The sequence below is a fragment of the Pseudocoprococcus catus genome (genome assembly GCF_019734885.1).
Classification (GTDB): domain Bacteria; phylum Bacillota; class Clostridia; order Lachnospirales; family Lachnospiraceae; genus Coprococcus_A; species Coprococcus_A catus.
The window spans coordinates 49,862-65,022 of the sequence record NZ_JAAXCM010000020.1 but is presented as its reverse complement, the minus strand read 5'-3'; the positions used below and the strand labels follow the sequence as shown (position 1 = coordinate 65,022).

Below are 15,161 nucleotides of genomic sequence, written 5' to 3'. Positions count from 1 at the left end.
TTGTGAGTCCCGATGCAAAATGACATGTTTATTTTATCACTTCTGATGCTGTCTTTTCAACTGCTATTGCACCTTTATAATTCTCAATAAACTTCTCAAAACCTTCGATATCCTTTGCATCCGGTTCTTCACTTGTACCTGCATTTCCGGCAAATACTTTGCCCTCCAGATAATTCTGAAGTGTTTCGTCTTCACCCTTCCATGTCAGATAAGATGCCAGCAGTGCCATACCCCATGGACCGCCCTCGCCGGCTGTCTCCATAACGGATACCGGTGTATCAATGGCAGCTGCCAGAAGCTTTTGTCCCACACCTTTTGTAGTAAAATAACCACCGTGACCGTAAATCTTATCAATGGCCACATGCTCTTTCTTGATCAGAATATCCATACCTACTTTCAGGGCACCCAGGGCACTGCTCAAATGCAGACGCATAAAGTTAGCAAGACTGAATCGGCTGGTTGGTTTTCTCACAAAGAGCGGACGGCCTTCTGTGATATCGGTAATATTTTCCCCTGAATAGTAACCGTAAGACATCATATCACCACAGTCTGCATCACCCTCCATGGCCACTTTGAATAATTTCTCAAAGAGGTCATTCTGACTGATATCCATGCCGAACAGCTCCGCAAATTCTCTAAAAAGGCCTACCCAGGCATTGATCTCGGATGTACAGTTATTGGCATGCACCATAGCTACCGGACTGCCCACAGGTGTTGTCACCATATCGATCTCCGGATAAACGGCCTTTAACTGGTCTTCCAGAACCACCATGGCAAAAACAGATGTACCGGCAGAAACATTACCTGTATGAACACCAATGCTGTTGGTAGCTGCCATACCTGTACCTGCATCCCCCTCCGGCGGACACAGTGGGATACCTGCCGGCAATTTGCCGCTTTCATCCAGAAGCTTGGCTCCCTCTTCTGTCAGCACACCGGCAGATTCTCCGGCCACAAGGATTTTCGGAAGAATACCTGTTAATGTCCACGGATAATGTTTATCTTCAATAAGCTTACCAAACTTCTCAACCATTGTCTCATCATACTGATGGGTCTTGTCATTGATCGGAAACATACCGGAAACATCGCCGATACCAAGGACTTTCCGCCCTGTCAGCTGCCAGTGGATGTAACCCGCCAGCGTTGTCAGATAACTGATCTGATCGACATGTTCCTCACCATTTAAAATCGCCTGATACAAATGGGAAATGCTCCATCTCTGAGGAATATTGTAATTAAATAATTCTGTCAATGCTTCAGCCGCCTGACCTGTTGTACTGTTTCGCCATGTACGGAACGGTACAAGCAGCTCGCCCTTCTCATCAAAGGCCATATAGCCGTGCATCATGGCACTAAAACCGATGCTGCCGATCTTCGTCAGCTCTGCACCGTATTTTTCTTTCACATCGGCTGCCAGGCTCTTGTAGCAGTCTCTTAAACCCTTCCAGATATCATCCAGAGAATAAGTCCAGAAACCGTCGATCAGCTGATTCTCCCAGCTGTAACTGCCGGAAGCGATTGGTTTAAATGATTCATCGATCAGCACTGCCTTGATTCTGGTTGAACCGAATTCAATACCCAGTGCTGTTTTGCCGCTCTCAATAATTGCTTTTAAATCTGCCATTCTATCCTCCTGATTCATGGATTCGCTGTCGAATCCTGCTTTGAAATGGACACTCTGTCCAATTCAAACATTGTCTATCTCTATAACCACAGGCAGGCAGCTGCCTGCGGTTTATACCACACTATCGCAGCTGCCTGTCTTTTAATCAATTTAACGATAGTAAATGGAATTCCATTTCAGCTCATTGTTAAACTGTCTGATTGTTGTGTCTTTGTCGATATAAACAGCTTCAATGCCCATGCTGTTTGCCCAGTCACCCATCTGCTCAGCCGTCAGGTCATAGGAGAAAGCTGTATGATGTGCACCGCCTGCCAGGATCCATGCTTCAGCACCTGTCTGAAGATTTGGTTCCGGTGTCCAGAATGCAGTTGCAACCGGAAGCTTCGGCATTGGTTTTTCTGTCTTCTTGCAGTTTACGTCATTGATGATCAGGCGGAAACGATTGCCCAGATCGATAAGGGATGTGGCAATAGCCTTGCCCTCTTTAGCTGTAAATACAAGTCTTGCAGGATCTTCTCTGTCACCCATGGATAATGGCTGCTCTTTGATAGAAATAGGGCCATCTGCAATTGTCGGGCAAACTTCCAACATATGGGACTGAAGAATACCTTCTTTGCCCGGTACAAGATTGTATGTATAATCTTCCATAAAGGATGTACCTTTGGCACCTTTCATGCCCTCTGTCATGATCTTCATCAGACGCACCATGGCTGCTGTCTTCCAGTCGCCTTCCGCACCGAAACCATAGCCTTTAGCCATCAGTCTCTGGATAGCCAGACCCGGAAGCTGCTGCAGGGCACCTAAGTCGCCAAAGTGCGTAACAATGGCCTGATAATTCTTTTCTTCAAGGAAACGTTCAAAACCGATTTCAATACCGGCCTGAACAGCCACATGCTGACGGAATTCCTTCTCGTCTCTGCCTTCAAGTAAAATATTATATGTGCTGTAATATTCTTCTACCAGTGCATCAATATCTGCCTTTGAAACTGCTTTCACTGCTTCTGCAATTTCATTTACCGGATAAGCATCCACTTCCCAGCCGAATTTGATCTGTGCTTCAACCTTATCGCCCTCTGTAACCGCAACATTTCTCATGTTGTCAGCAATACGCATCACACGGATATGGCTGCTTTCAAGAACGCCTACAGCTGTACACATCCAGGAGCCGATTCTATCCTGTGTAGATTTGTCTTCCCAGTAACCCATAACCACTTTGCGTTCCATATGCAGACGTGAGAAAATATGACCGTATTCTCTGTCACCGTGAGCTGCCTGATTCTCATTCATGAAATCCATATCAATGGTATCGTATGGGATTTCACGATTATACTGTGTATGCAGATGAAGCAAAGGTTTTCTCAGTTCCTGAAGGCCGAGTATCCAGGATTTTGCCGGTGAAAAAGTATGCATCCATGTGATAATGCCGGCACAATTATCATCCATATTGGCCTCATTCATCGTTTTACGGATTAATTCATTGGTGATCAGGGTTGGTTTCCATACAACCTCATATGGAAGATTGCCTGATGCATTAAGTTTTTCTACGATTTCTTTGGAATGTGCTGCCACATGGGACAGGCACTCATCACCGTACAGATCCTGTGAACCTGTACAAAACCAGAACTGATAATTTTTCACCTTTAACATGTTTTTAATTCCTTTCTGTGTATGTTCAAGTTGAGTATATACGAAACTTGGCGCGGAATTCAGGTCTGCCGTGCAGACATATTTCTTACCTGAATTCCTGCGCATGCTTAGGTCAATGTTAAGCGTTTTTCTTCTTCATGCGGGCAAAAATTGCCTGTAATACGATGAAGAAACAAAGCAGTGCGGAAAGTACGATACGTACCCACCAGCTGGACAATGTCCCCTGTGTGGTAATCAAGCTTGTGATGGTACCTTTGATCAGAACACCGAAGATGGTGCCGAATGGTGTACCCACACCACCGCTTAACAGTGTACCGCCGATAACGGATGCAGAAATGGCATCCATTTCAAGACCTTTGGCCTGTTCTACGAAACCTGCACAGCTGTTTAAGCAGAATAAGAAACCGCCGCAGCCTGCAAGCAGACCTTCAAGCACATAAGCTTTAAATTTGATTCTCTTAACATTCAGACCCATCATTAACGCGCTCTGTGCATTGCCGCCCACAGCGTAAACTTCACGGCCGAATTTGGTATATTTCATAACAACTGCGATAATCGCTACGATAATCAGAGCAATAATAACCGTCGGATAAATATATGCCGGATGGAACTTACCGCTCTTGCTGTAGGAACCAATAAACGGCAGATAAATCTTTGCATTGGCCCATGCAAGGAATGTTTCATTCTTGATAGAAATCATCTCTGTGCTGACCATGGAAGTCATACCACGTCCAAAGAACAGACCTGCCAGGCTGACAATGAATGGCTGGATCTCCAGATAAGAAATCAGGAAGCCCTGTACAATACCGAAAGCCAGACCGATAACCAGTGCAACAGCAATCGCTGCATAAGCACTCATGCCGTGATTCTCCATCTGATTGGCCATAACCATACAAACCAACGCTGTAATAGAACCAACAGAGATATCAATACCGCCTGTGATCATAACGATGGTCTGACCAACTGCAATAACCAGCAGACCGGCATTGGAAATGAACAGGTTCAGAAACATCTGTGGTTTTGCAAAACCCTTATCTGCGAAAATAACCATACCTGCGATATACATGATCGCAAAAAGTGCAATTGTGATAATCAAAAGGAAGGTATTGCCGTTAATCTTTCTGTTTGAATCTGTGGTTGTTTTTAACTTAGCCATGATTATTTACCTCCCTCTACTGCTGCTGCAGCTTTTTTTGCACGCTGTTTTGCAATGAAACTCTGGAATACAGGGCTCTGCAGTGTAACAATAATAACGACAACGATGGCCTTGTAAACCGGCAGCTGATCGGCTTTAACATTCATCGCATAAAGCGTTGTTGTCAGAGCCTGGATCGTATAAGCACCGATAACGGAGCCCATCAGACTGAACTTACCGCCGCCCAGTACATTGCCGCCAAGAGCAACTGCAAGGATGGCATCCATTTCAAGGTTCAGGCCAATGTTGTTAACATCGGCTGAATAAATACGGCTGGATGCGATAATACCTGCGATACCTGCCAACACACCGCAGATCACGTATGTCAGGAATTTGATCAGTGTTGAATTCAGACCAACCAGTCTGGAAGCCGTACCATTGATACCAACACTTTCAATATACAGACCAAGAGCTGTTTTCTTCAGGATCAGATTCACAATGATAACAACGATAATCGCCAGGAAAATCGGTGTCGGTACAGGAATCTTCCCGATATAACCACCAAATACCTTATAAGAATCCACACGGACATATGTAATCTGACCTGCTGTGATCAGCTGTCCGATACCACGTCCTGCTGTATACAGAATCAGTGTGGCAACCATCGGCTGAATATTCATCTTGGCTACAAGGAAACCATTAAAGGCACCGCAGAGTGCAGAAGCCAGAATAGCTGCAATAATTGCCAGACCCATCGGAGCAGCCAGCTCAGTAACAGATACTTCACCACCAGAAAGGATCTGACAGCAGACAGCTGCTGCAACAGCCATAACTGCACCAACACTGATATCCTGACCGCCGGAAGCAGCCGTTACCAGTGTCATACCGACAGCCAGAATAACCAGCTCGGATGCACGGTTGACAACGTCCACAATGTAACCATATAAAACACCATTATTAATGGAAATCTTGAAGAATCCCGGTGTCGTAATCAAATTCACTAATAAAACAGCAACCAGACATACGATTGGCAAAAACAAGCGCATGGATGTTATTTTCTTAATCGAATCCTTATTCATTGCTGTCACCTCCTGCTATTGCTTTCATAACGCCTTCCTGTGTCAGCTGGTCGCCGGAAATCTCGCCGACCTTCTTGCCGTCTCGGAGAACTCCCATACGTGAACATGTACGAAGCATTTCCTCAACTTCGGAAGAAATAAATGTAACGGCCATGCCCTGGTCTGCCAGGTCAAGCACCAGTTTCTGGATCTCAGTCTTTGTACCGATATCGATACCTCGTGTCGGCTCATCCAGGATCAGATAATCCGGATTGGTCAGAAGCCATCTGCCGATAATCACCTTCTGCTGGTTACCACCGGAAAGACTCTTGATCGGTGTCTCTCTGCTGGCTGTCTTAATCTGCAGCATATCGATATATTTGTCTGCGGCTTCCTCCATCTCTTTTCTGCTCATCGGATGGAACATGCCTCTCTTCGCCTGAAGTGCGATAATGATGTTCTCACGTACAGACAGATCAGCAAGGATACCATCTTTCTTTCTGTCCTCAGGCAGATAAGCCATACCCTGTTTCATGGCATCCAGCGGAGAATTGATCTTCACTTCCTTGCCGTTGACCTTGATCTTACCTGTATCCGGCTTGTCCGCACCGTAAATGGCACGCACCAGTTCGGAACGTCCGGAACCCAGAAGTCCTGTCAGGCCCACAACCTCACCTTTGTTGACAGCAAAATCAAACGGTTTGATACTGCCTTTTCTTCCAACCTGTTCAGCTTCGATAACCGGTTCAAACTTCTCAAGTACTTTATGATCTCCCTTGATATCTGCCAGATCATCAAAGTTCTTGCCCATCATCTTGGCAACCAGTTCTACTCTAGGCAGTTCCTTTACAGGATACTCTCCAACCAGTGTACCATTTCGAAGAACAGTAATCCGGTCACAGACCGCATATACCTGCTCAAGGAAATGCGTAACAAAGATAATACCAACGCCTTCTTTTTGAAGACGTCTCATCAATACGAAAAGTTTCTCAACTTCTTCATCATCCAGAGAAGATGTCGGTTCATCCAGAATCAGAACCTGGCACTTCATATCTACCGCTCTGGCAATGGCAATCATCTGCTGCTTCGCCAGAGAACATTCCTCTAATTTATCAGTTGCTCTTGCATCAATATCCAGACTCTTCAAGAGCTCTGTTGCTTTCTTATTCATTGTATGCCAGTCAATAAAACCAAACTTTCTCGGCTCACGTCCGATAAAAAGGTTCTCCGCCACTGACAGATTCGGACAAAGATTAACTTCCTGATACACGGTACTGATACCGTGGCTCTGGGCATCCTGCGGGGATTTATTGATAATCGGTGCATCAGAACCCGCTATTCTGATCTCACCGCCGTCTAAACTATGTACTCCGGTAAGCACCTTGATCAGTGTGGACTTGCCGGCTCCGTTCTCTCCCATTAACGCATGGATTTCACCTTTGCGAAGCGTAAAATCTACATGCTGCAATGCTTTGACACCCGGAAATGTTTTCGAGATATCTCTCATACTTAAAACAACATCATTGGACATATAGCATTCACCTGCTTTCAAATTCTCTCTCTAAAATCTCTCCCATTTCGGGTAAGTTGACATGTAACGTATAAGCATAAAATTGGCGTGGCAGCATTCCAGGCTTCTGCCTCTTTCTACCACGCCAATCATTATGTTCCCGGAAAATTAATTCCTATAAATTTTAGTATGCACGAGCGTCTACAACATCCTGTGTTACTTCTGTAACTTCATAATCTGTACCGTCGATTGAAACGGATGCTACATCAGAACCATGAGCGTAGATACCTTCTTCTACATATGCCTGTTTCTCTGGTGTTTCGCCAGCCTGAAGCTGTTTGATAATCTGTTCTACACGTGGGCCGTGAAGAGGATTACACTCTGTGTTAACAATGATATCACCTGATAATGTATCTGTGATACCCTGTTTTGTTGTATCGAAGGACATTACAAGGATGTCACCATCAGGACCAACTGTCTTACCAGCTGCTTTGATTGCTTCGATTGCACCAAATGCTTCGTTATCGTTCTCGCAGTATACAACGTTGATGTTGTCATACTGTTTCAGCATAGATTCCATAACTTCCTGGCCTTTAGCCTGTGTGAATTCACCTGTCTGCTGAGCTAACAGATTCCAGCCATTAGCTTTTACTGCTTCGTTGAGGGCTTCTGTACGTCCGATCTGAGCGGATGCACCGATTGTACCCTGAATATCTACGATATTAACTTCGCTCATGCCTTTAGCTTCTGCATAAGCTTTCAGCCATTCGCATGCTTTCTGACCTTCCAGTTTGAAGTTGGAACCAACCCAAGCTGTGTAAAGGCTGTCATCAGAAACGTTTACCATACGGTCAACGATGATAACAGGGATTTCTGCGTCTTTAGCTTCCTGAAGAACTGTATCCCAACCGGATTCTGTTACAGGTGCAAGAACGATATAATCAACTTCCTGCTGGATGAAGTTACGGATCGCTGCGATCTGATTCTCCTGTTTCTGCTGAGCATCATCGAAGATTAAATTGTAACCGTTTTCTGTGCTGAATGTAGATTTCATAGATTCTGAGTTAGCTGTACGCCAGTCAGATTCTGCACCAACCTGTGAAAAACCAACTGTGATCACGTCACCTGTGTTGCCTGCTGCTTCTGTTTCACCAGATGCTGCTTCGCTTGCAGCTTCTGTTTCGCTGCCTGCAGGTGCTGCTGTTTCTTTAGTACCTGATGAGCCGCAGCCTGCCAATACTGCAGCAACCATAGCTACTGACAATAATACCCCTAAAAATCTCTTCTTCATAAACTCTTCTCCTCCTAGTTATGAAATAATAAGTATCTTATGTGAAAAGCATACCGTATTCCCATAATTTTGGAAACAGAGGATTCTTTTTTTTAGGTTAATATTTTTTGAACTTTTTGTGAATGTTTTGACCCATTCAAAAAAAGTGTACTTTTTTATGATAAAAGTGTATTTTTTTATGAAACATTTCTGGCCGGTATCAAAACCCTTGCTGTGGTGCCCACATCCGGTTGACTTTTGAAAAATAAACCATAATTTTCGCCATAATAAATATGGATCCGCTCATTGACGTTGCCCACGCCAAAGGCCGCTATATTGGCTGACTGGGTACTTCCGTCCACAGAAGCCTTCCTGAGATTATACAGTTTTTCTTCATCCATGCCTACACCGTCATCCGTCACACAGAAGACAATATTATCCCCTTCCAGGCGGCCGGTCACAGAAATCGTTCCTTTCCCCCGCTTGCCGCGAATCCCATGAACCAGAGCATTCTCAACTAACGGCTGTAAAAGCAGCTTCGGGATCGTAAAATTATATAACGCCTTGTCTATATCAATGTTGTAAGCCAGCGTATCCTGGTAACGGAACTGCTGGATCTTCAGATAACTTTCAATATGCCGCTGCTCCTCCTGGATCGTGATAAAGTTCTGCCCATTGCTCAGAGAAGTCCGGAAGAAATCAGACAAATAGGTCAGAAGACGGATCACCTGATCATTCTGTTTCGCCTCCGCCAGCCACACTGCCGTATCCAGTGTGTTATACAGGAAATGCGGATTGATCTGCGCCTGCAAAAGTTTCGTCTCGCTCAGCCGCAATGTCTCATGGTTGCGCTTCATATCTTCCACAAGCTGACCGATCTCCTTGGTCATATCGTTGAAATTATCCATAAGCAGAGCAATTTCATCCTCTGACTCCACATCCTTCGTCTGTGCCGTAAAGTCACCTTCGGCGACCCTGCTGGTCAGTGTACAGAGATTACGTATCGGGCCGGTAATGTTTCTGGACGCCCTGACAGAAAGTCCTACCGTCAAAATGACAACAAAAAGCGACGCCAGAATCGTAAAACAGAAAATTGTCCGATTATTCTCATCCAGCTGTGCTTTGATCTGATCGAAATTCAGGGTTTCTGCATAAATATAGTCACGGATACATGACTGCACCAGAGATGTCAGTGCATAAACATCATTATCCAGCGTGGCCATATTCTGATCATAGGAATTCTCCCGGCCAATATTATTCTCCAAATCATGAATACAATTTGACAGTGTATTCAATGTATTCTTCAGGCGAACCATCTGACTTTTGTTCAATTCAACCGTTGCAGAACGCGCCAGATCATTGCAGACGCTTTTCAGTTCATCGATATAGGCATAGGGATCCACCGTCAAAATACCATTGACCGTCACAGTTCCCACATCCAGCTCATCAATCTTCTTGTTGTTGATGACCGCCAGGTAAGTGGTATAGTCAATCCGCTCCTTGAAATCCCGGACATATTCATTGGCCTCTGCCACATTGTTCGTGATGTCCGCATACACACCGGTCGTATAGGAAATTGTCCAGAGCAGATAGCAGACAAGACAAATCATCGGTACAATAGCCGCCACGGCGATCATCATAATCTTTCGATTCAGGGAAAGCTTCTTATATCCAAACATAGCTTACCCCTTTCTTGCCGCCCTGTATTCTTTCGGCGTGCAGCCCTGGGTCTTCTTGAAAATATAGCTAAAATAATGCGGGTCTTTGTAGCCCACTTCATAGCTGATCTCCGATGTTTTCATAGATGAACAGGCCAGATACTGTTTCGCCTTCTCCATGCGGACTTCCGTCAGATACTCAATGAATGTCTTGCCCATTTCCTTACTGAAAACGGAACTAAAATAGCTTGGACTCATGCAGACTTCTGCCGCAACGGAATTCAACGAAATGTCTTCCGACATATAATCCTGTTCAATCCGTTTCTTCGCCGTCTGGATAATGTCTGAATACCGTCTTCCACTGACCGTATTGCGCAGTTCAATGGCATGATCCAAAAGCGTTCCTATGTAGGCCTTGATATCATCAACAGATTCCGCAGTTGAAACAGCCCGCTTCAAAATCTCTTCGTTCTCCCGAAGGCTCTCCATCTGACCCGCAGCCTCTCCATCTACTCCGGCATCTTTTCTCAGCTTCTTGCAGAAAGTCAGAACCGTTGCATAAATGTTCATGATAATATATTGCCTGATCATCAGCGATCGGAAATGATCCTCTGATATTTCCGTAAATAATGCCCCGACAAAACTCTCCACTTCCTCCAGAGAACCGCTGCTTAGGAAACGGGTAATAATTTGATCAAACTGATTAATCTCACCAAAAATATTGGCATCAAATTCATTGTCCTGCTGTTCAAAGTTCAATTGTTCAACCGATATGATCTGATTCGGTTTCTGCACAAAACGGCCGGCAAATGCCTTATCCGCCTCCCGAAATGAATATCGCAGTTCACGGATTCTCGCCACCTCACTGCCGATACCGCCAAACCAGGTCAATGTGTCAAAAGGTGCGATCACTGCTTTCAGCCCCTCAATAAAGGCTTTTGTCTGAGTCTCCATTTCTTCTTCCACAGATGTCAGAAGAAATGCCCAACCTTCAACCCCTCTCTGGAATCGAAAAACATCCCTGAATCGGTCAACGTAGCCTCCGACAGCCTCATAGGCTCCGGCCAGTACCTCAGACTGCTCTGCCTGCACGTGATCCTCCTGGATAAATTTGAACAAAATAATCCTGTAAAAAGGGCCGCTAAGATTCATATGGAAACGCTTTCCTTTTTCCATGGCATCTGCCAGGGACAATTTACCCGATATCAATTCCCCCAGGAATTTCATCTTGATCAGTTCTTCATTCTCCTGCATTTCCTGGTAATAAACTTTCTTCAAGGCCAGATCTTCCCGCTCATCTCTGACTTTCTCGGCAATCTCCGACAAATGTTCCAGCAAAACTGCTGAAGATACCGGCTTCAGCAGATACTCTGCCACGCCGATCTTAATGGCCTGCTTGGCATACTCAAAATCGTCATACCCGCTCAATATCACAATCTTGATATCCGGCAATTCCGCTTTAACCATACGGCTTAACTCCAGTCCATCCATAAACGGCATACGGATATCTGTGATCAGAATATCCGGCTTCTCCTTCAAAATCACCGGAAGTGCCAGCTCGCCGTCGCTGGCATCCCCCACAAATTCATACCCTTCTTTTTCCCAGTCGATACTGTTCTTGATACTCTGGCGTATAATAATCTCATCCTCGACCAAGTATACTTTTACCATCTTTATAATCCTTCTTTTCTATATGCCTGCCCGCTATAAGTTCCATCTAACCGCGGCGATAATTTCTGCACTTTTGTTTATTTCTAGCTTACCATATAAGCGGCCGCCTTGCAATTATCGAAGAAATTTTCCTCTTTGCACACTGTTTCCAGTCTTCATCCGCCAATTGTATACAAAACCTCTTCGCATTTTCATATTACCATGGTAAAGTTTTACAGTTTTTATCTTTTTTAACAAAAAAGCATTGAATTTCCATTTTCCCTATGTTAATATTTATTTCATTGTATTACTTAATTAATACTCAGGAGAGTCTCTTCACAATGCATCATGCAAAATACAAAAGAAGAGCGCCGAAGGTGTACGCAGCTGCGGAATTTTCGATCGGATACGCCCAACTGCAAGTCTCTCAGGCAAAAGGATGGAGGAAAAAGAATGTTTACACAAATCAACAATCTCATCAACTGGTTGGACGCAGTCGTATGGGGACTGCCTCTGATCATCTTAATCCTGTTCACAGGATGTCTCTTAACAATCCGCTTAGGTGTCCTTCAGATCAGACATCTTGGCAAAGCACTCAAATTCATGATTAAAAATGAAGACGGCGGCGAAGGTGAAGTATCCAGTTTCGGAGCTTTATGTACAGCCCTTTCCGCAACCATCGGTACAGGTAATATCGTCGGTGTTGCAACTGCCATTGCTGCCGGCGGCCCCGGCGCTCTTTTCTGGATGGTTATCGCTGCTTTTCTCGGTATGGCGACTAAATACGCCGAAGGTCTGTTAGCGATCAAATACCGTACAATCGATGATGAAGGCCATGTTCTCGGCGGTCCTTTCTACTATATTGAAAATGGTATGGGACACGGATGGCGCTGGCTTGCCAAAATTTTCGCTTTTTTCGGTGCCGGTGTCGGTCTGTTTGGTATCGGTACATTTACACAGGTCAACGGTATCGCATCCGCAGTAAAGAATTTCTTTGATCCGGATATGATCCATACCGTCTCCCTCTTCGGCAATACTTACTCATGGGCAACTGTTATTGCCTGTCTTATGCTGACCCTCTGTGTCGGTCTGGTTGTTCTCGGCGGTATCAAGCGAATTTCCAAAGTTGCTCAGGTTGTTGTGCCTTTTATGGCAGTTCTTTATGTAACTCTGGCATTGATCATCCTGATCACCAACATCACAGCTGTTCCGGCTGCCATCGTAACCATCGTAAAATCTGCTTTTACAGGCAGTGCTTTGGCCGGCGGCGCTATGGGTACTATGATTATGGCTATGCAGAAAGGTATCCAGCGAGGTATCTTCTCCAACGAATCCGGTCTCGGAAGTGCACCTATCGCTGCTGCCGCCGCTCAAACAAAAGAGCCTGTCCGTCAGGGTCTTGTCTCCATGACAGGTACATTTATCGATACCATCGTTATCTGCTCCATGACAGGTCTTTCTATCGTTATTACCGGAACATGGAATACCGGTCTTGAAGGTGTTGCCATCACAACAGCCGCTTTCCAGCAGGGACTTCCCTTCCCTCCGGTTGTGGCATCCTTCTCACTGATGCTCTGCCTTGTATTCTTCGCATTTACAACCATCCTCGGCTGGGATTACTATGGCGAACGCTGTCTGGAATATCTTCTGAACAGGAACCAGACAGCTGTCAAAACCTACCGTTGGCTGTATATTATCTGCGTTTTCATCGGCCCATACATGACCGTTGCTGCCGTATGGAACATTGCCGATATCTTTAATGCACTGATGGCATTTCCGAACTTAATCGCGCTGCTGGCATTGAATGGCGTGGTGAGAAACGAAACAAAGGATTTCTTTAAACGGCATCCGGAGTTATAAAGGGCAAAACTTTCCCAAATCTCAATAAACTGTAAAGAATGAACGAATTCATAGCAGACACGTTCATTCTTTACAGTTTTCTTTAGTTTTGATTCCTAATATAGTTGTTTTGAATATTTCTGAGTCGTCTCGCTCAATTCCTGAGAATATTTTTTCTGAAAGTTCTTTTGTAACTCTTTCTGTTGTTTCTGCAATGATAATGTCTGTCTGAAAGATGATTTCGTCTTCAACCATAGCGTTAATTCCGTCATTAAATCAGCCTTCTATATAAAAAATCTATAGGATAGATATAAAAACAATATTTTTCATATAGTTTATTTCATGTTATACTACATCAAGAAAAATTTGTAAACAAGGAATGATTATTTATGAAACGTATTGATTTTGAAAATGGCAATATCGTCAGTAACATTCTGAAAGCCGCTCTGCCGATGCTTGTAGCCCAGATCATGAGTCTTCTCTACAATATCGTCGACCGTGTCTATATTGCCCGTATTCCTGACGTTGGCACCACGGCCCTCGGCGCTGTTGGGCTCTGTTTCCCGATCATCGTCATTATCACAGCCTTCAGCAACCTGTTCGGCACCGGCGGTGCGCCGATCTTCTCCATTGAACGCGGCAAAGGCAATCATGAAAAAGCCGGACTTCTGATGAATACATCCTTTACCCTGCTGGCATTATGCGCGGTTATCCTGATGATTGCAGGACTTCTCTTTGCCAGACCGATTCTGGTACTTTTCGGTGCTTCTGATGCCGGGTTGGTCTATGCATACCCCTACCTGATGATCTATCTGCTCGGTACATTTCCATCCATGGCTGCCACCGGCATGAATCCTTTCATTAATGCCCAGGGCTACGCAACAACCGGCATGACCTCCGTTATCATCGGCGCTGTCGCCAACCTTCTGCTGGATCCGCTGTTTATCTTTGTATTCGGACTCGGCATCAAAGGTGCTGCCATTGCCACGGTTATTTCGCAGACATTGTCTGCTGCCTTTGTTTTGTACTTTTTACACTACAAAGCAGAATATCGGATCCGTTTTCTTTCCAAAACCGAACTGACATCCTGCGGTGAAGATGCCAAAAATATCGTCAGCCTCGGAACTGCCGGATTTATTATGCAGTTGACCAACAGTCTTGTCACTATCTGCGCCAACAATGTCCTGTCCGTTACAGGCGGTGATGTCTACATATCCGTTATGACCATCATCTCCAGTGTCCGTCAGATGGTCGAAACGCCGATTTACGCCATCACGGAAGGTTCTTCGCCGATCATCAGCTACAATTACGGTGCCCGCCGCCCACAAAAAGTACGCCAGGCCGGTATCACCATGGCTGTTTTAGCGCTGATCTATACGTTGATCATCTGGAGCGTGATTCTGGCTGCACCTCGCTTCCTGATCGGTATTTTCAGCTCGGATCAGGCTCTGATGACCGATACCGTACCCGCCATGAAACTTTATTTTGCTGCATTTATCTTCATGCTGCTGCAATATGTGGGCCAGACAATTTTCAAAGCCCTCAACAAGAAGAAATATGCCATCTTTTTCTCCATACTGCGTAAAGTCATCATTGTGGTGCCCATGACTTATATCCTGCCTTATGCCCTGAACATGGGACCAAACGGCGTTTTTATGGCCGAACCCATCTCCAACGTTATCGGCGGCAGTCTTTGCTTCATCGTAATGCTCGCCACAGTTCTCCCCGAACTGAAACGGATGTAACAGACAAAAGGTATCCGCATTCATC

11 protein-coding genes and 1 riboswitch are annotated in these 15,161 nt (G+C 45.0%); of the genes, 2 read left to right on the top strand and 9 right to left on the bottom strand.

The window, feature by feature from the left end:
- Positions 1-28: 28 nt before the first annotated feature.
- The 8 genes from HED67_RS02325 to HED67_RS02290 all read right to left on the bottom strand — a co-directional run bounded on the left by HED67_RS02325 (position 29) and on the right by HED67_RS02290 (position 11,573).
- Positions 29-1,624, bottom strand: a complete 1,596-nt coding sequence (locus tag HED67_RS02325) for a xylulokinase (protein ID WP_221717401.1) — start codon at positions 1,622-1,624, stop codon at positions 29-31.
- 150 nt (positions 1,625-1,774) lie between these two features.
- On the bottom strand, positions 1,775-3,271 hold the full coding sequence (araA, locus tag HED67_RS02320; RefSeq protein WP_221717400.1) for an L-arabinose isomerase: 1,497 nt from the start codon (positions 3,269-3,271) through the stop codon (positions 1,775-1,777).
- 118 nt (positions 3,272-3,389) lie between these two features.
- Positions 3,390-4,427, bottom strand: coding sequence for an ABC transporter permease subunit (locus tag HED67_RS02315; protein WP_117526426.1), 1,038 nt, complete (start codon positions 4,425-4,427; stop codon positions 3,390-3,392).
- A gap of 2 nt (positions 4,428-4,429) precedes the next feature.
- On the bottom strand, positions 4,430-5,485 hold the full coding sequence (locus tag HED67_RS02310) for an ABC transporter permease (RefSeq protein WP_178438285.1): 1,056 nt from the start codon (positions 5,483-5,485) through the stop codon (positions 4,430-4,432).
- Positions 5,478-6,995 (bottom strand): sugar ABC transporter ATP-binding protein, encoded by a 1,518-nt coding sequence (locus HED67_RS02305; protein ID WP_221717585.1) that lies wholly within the window; start codon positions 6,993-6,995, stop codon positions 5,478-5,480. The genes HED67_RS02310 and HED67_RS02305 overlap by 8 nt, the downstream gene beginning before the upstream one ends.
- Positions 6,996-7,158: 163 nt before the next feature.
- Entirely contained in the window at positions 7,159-8,265 is a 1,107-nt protein-coding gene (locus HED67_RS02300; RefSeq protein ID WP_221717399.1) for an ABC transporter substrate-binding protein, read from the bottom strand.
- Positions 8,266-8,441: 176 nt separating this feature from the next.
- Entirely contained in the window at positions 8,442-9,923 is a 1,482-nt protein-coding gene (locus HED67_RS02295; protein WP_221717398.1) for a sensor histidine kinase, read from the bottom strand.
- Between the two features lie 3 nt (positions 9,924-9,926).
- Positions 9,927-11,573, bottom strand: a complete 1,647-nt coding sequence (locus tag HED67_RS02290) for a response regulator (protein ID WP_221717397.1) — start codon at positions 11,571-11,573, stop codon at positions 9,927-9,929.
- 292 nt (positions 11,574-11,865) lie between these two features.
- Positions 11,866-12,005: riboswitch (glycine riboswitch) on the top strand.
- On the opposite strand from HED67_RS02290, the gene HED67_RS02285 reads away from it, so the two are divergent.
- Positions 12,006-13,412, top strand: coding sequence for an alanine/glycine:cation symporter family protein (locus HED67_RS02285; RefSeq protein ID WP_178438291.1), 1,407 nt, complete (start codon positions 12,006-12,008; stop codon positions 13,410-13,412).
- Positions 13,413-13,475: 63 nt separating this feature from the next.
- On the opposite strand, the gene HED67_RS02280 is transcribed toward HED67_RS02285, so the two are convergent.
- Positions 13,476-13,646: a hypothetical protein gene (locus HED67_RS02280; protein ID WP_221717396.1), complete on the bottom strand. Its 171-nt coding sequence runs from the start codon at positions 13,644-13,646 to the stop codon at positions 13,476-13,478.
- 134 nt (positions 13,647-13,780) lie between these two features.
- On the opposite strand from HED67_RS02280, the gene HED67_RS02275 reads away from it, so the two are divergent.
- Complete coding sequence (locus HED67_RS02275; protein WP_221717395.1) at positions 13,781-15,136, top strand: MATE family efflux transporter; 1,356 nt, start codon at positions 13,781-13,783, stop codon at positions 15,134-15,136.
- Positions 15,137-15,161 lie beyond the last annotated feature (25 nt).

Coding starts and splice junctions, on each gene's coding strand:
- HED67_RS02315 (WP_117526426.1), bottom strand. CDS start 4,427: ATGGCTAAGTTAAAAACAACCACAGATTCAAACAGAAAGATTAACGGC.
- HED67_RS02285 (WP_178438291.1), top strand. CDS start 12,006: ATGTTTACACAAATCAACAATCTCATCAACTGGTTGGACGCAGTCGTA.
- HED67_RS02300 (WP_221717399.1), bottom strand. CDS start 8,265: ATGAAGAAGAGATTTTTAGGGGTATTATTGTCAGTAGCTATGGTTGCT.
- HED67_RS02305 (WP_221717585.1), bottom strand. CDS start 6,995: ATGTCCAATGATGTTGTTTTAAGTATGAGAGATATCTCGAAAACATTT.
- araA (WP_221717400.1), bottom strand. CDS start 3,271: ATGTTAAAGGTGAAAAATTATCAGTTCTGGTTTTGTACAGGTTCACAG.
- HED67_RS02280 (WP_221717396.1), bottom strand. CDS start 13,646: ATGGTTGAAGACGAAATCATCTTTCAGACAGACATTATCATTGCAGAA.
- HED67_RS02310 (WP_178438285.1), bottom strand. CDS start 5,485: ATGAATAAGGATTCGATTAAGAAAATAACATCCATGCGCTTGTTTTTG.
- HED67_RS02275 (WP_221717395.1), top strand. CDS start 13,781: ATGAAACGTATTGATTTTGAAAATGGCAATATCGTCAGTAACATTCTG.
- HED67_RS02325 (WP_221717401.1), bottom strand. CDS start 1,624: ATGGCAGATTTAAAAGCAATTATTGAGAGCGGCAAAACAGCACTGGGT.
- HED67_RS02295 (WP_221717398.1), bottom strand. CDS start 9,923: ATGTTTGGATATAAGAAGCTTTCCCTGAATCGAAAGATTATGATGATC.
- HED67_RS02290 (WP_221717397.1), bottom strand. CDS start 11,573: ATGGTAAAAGTATACTTGGTCGAGGATGAGATTATTATACGCCAGAGT.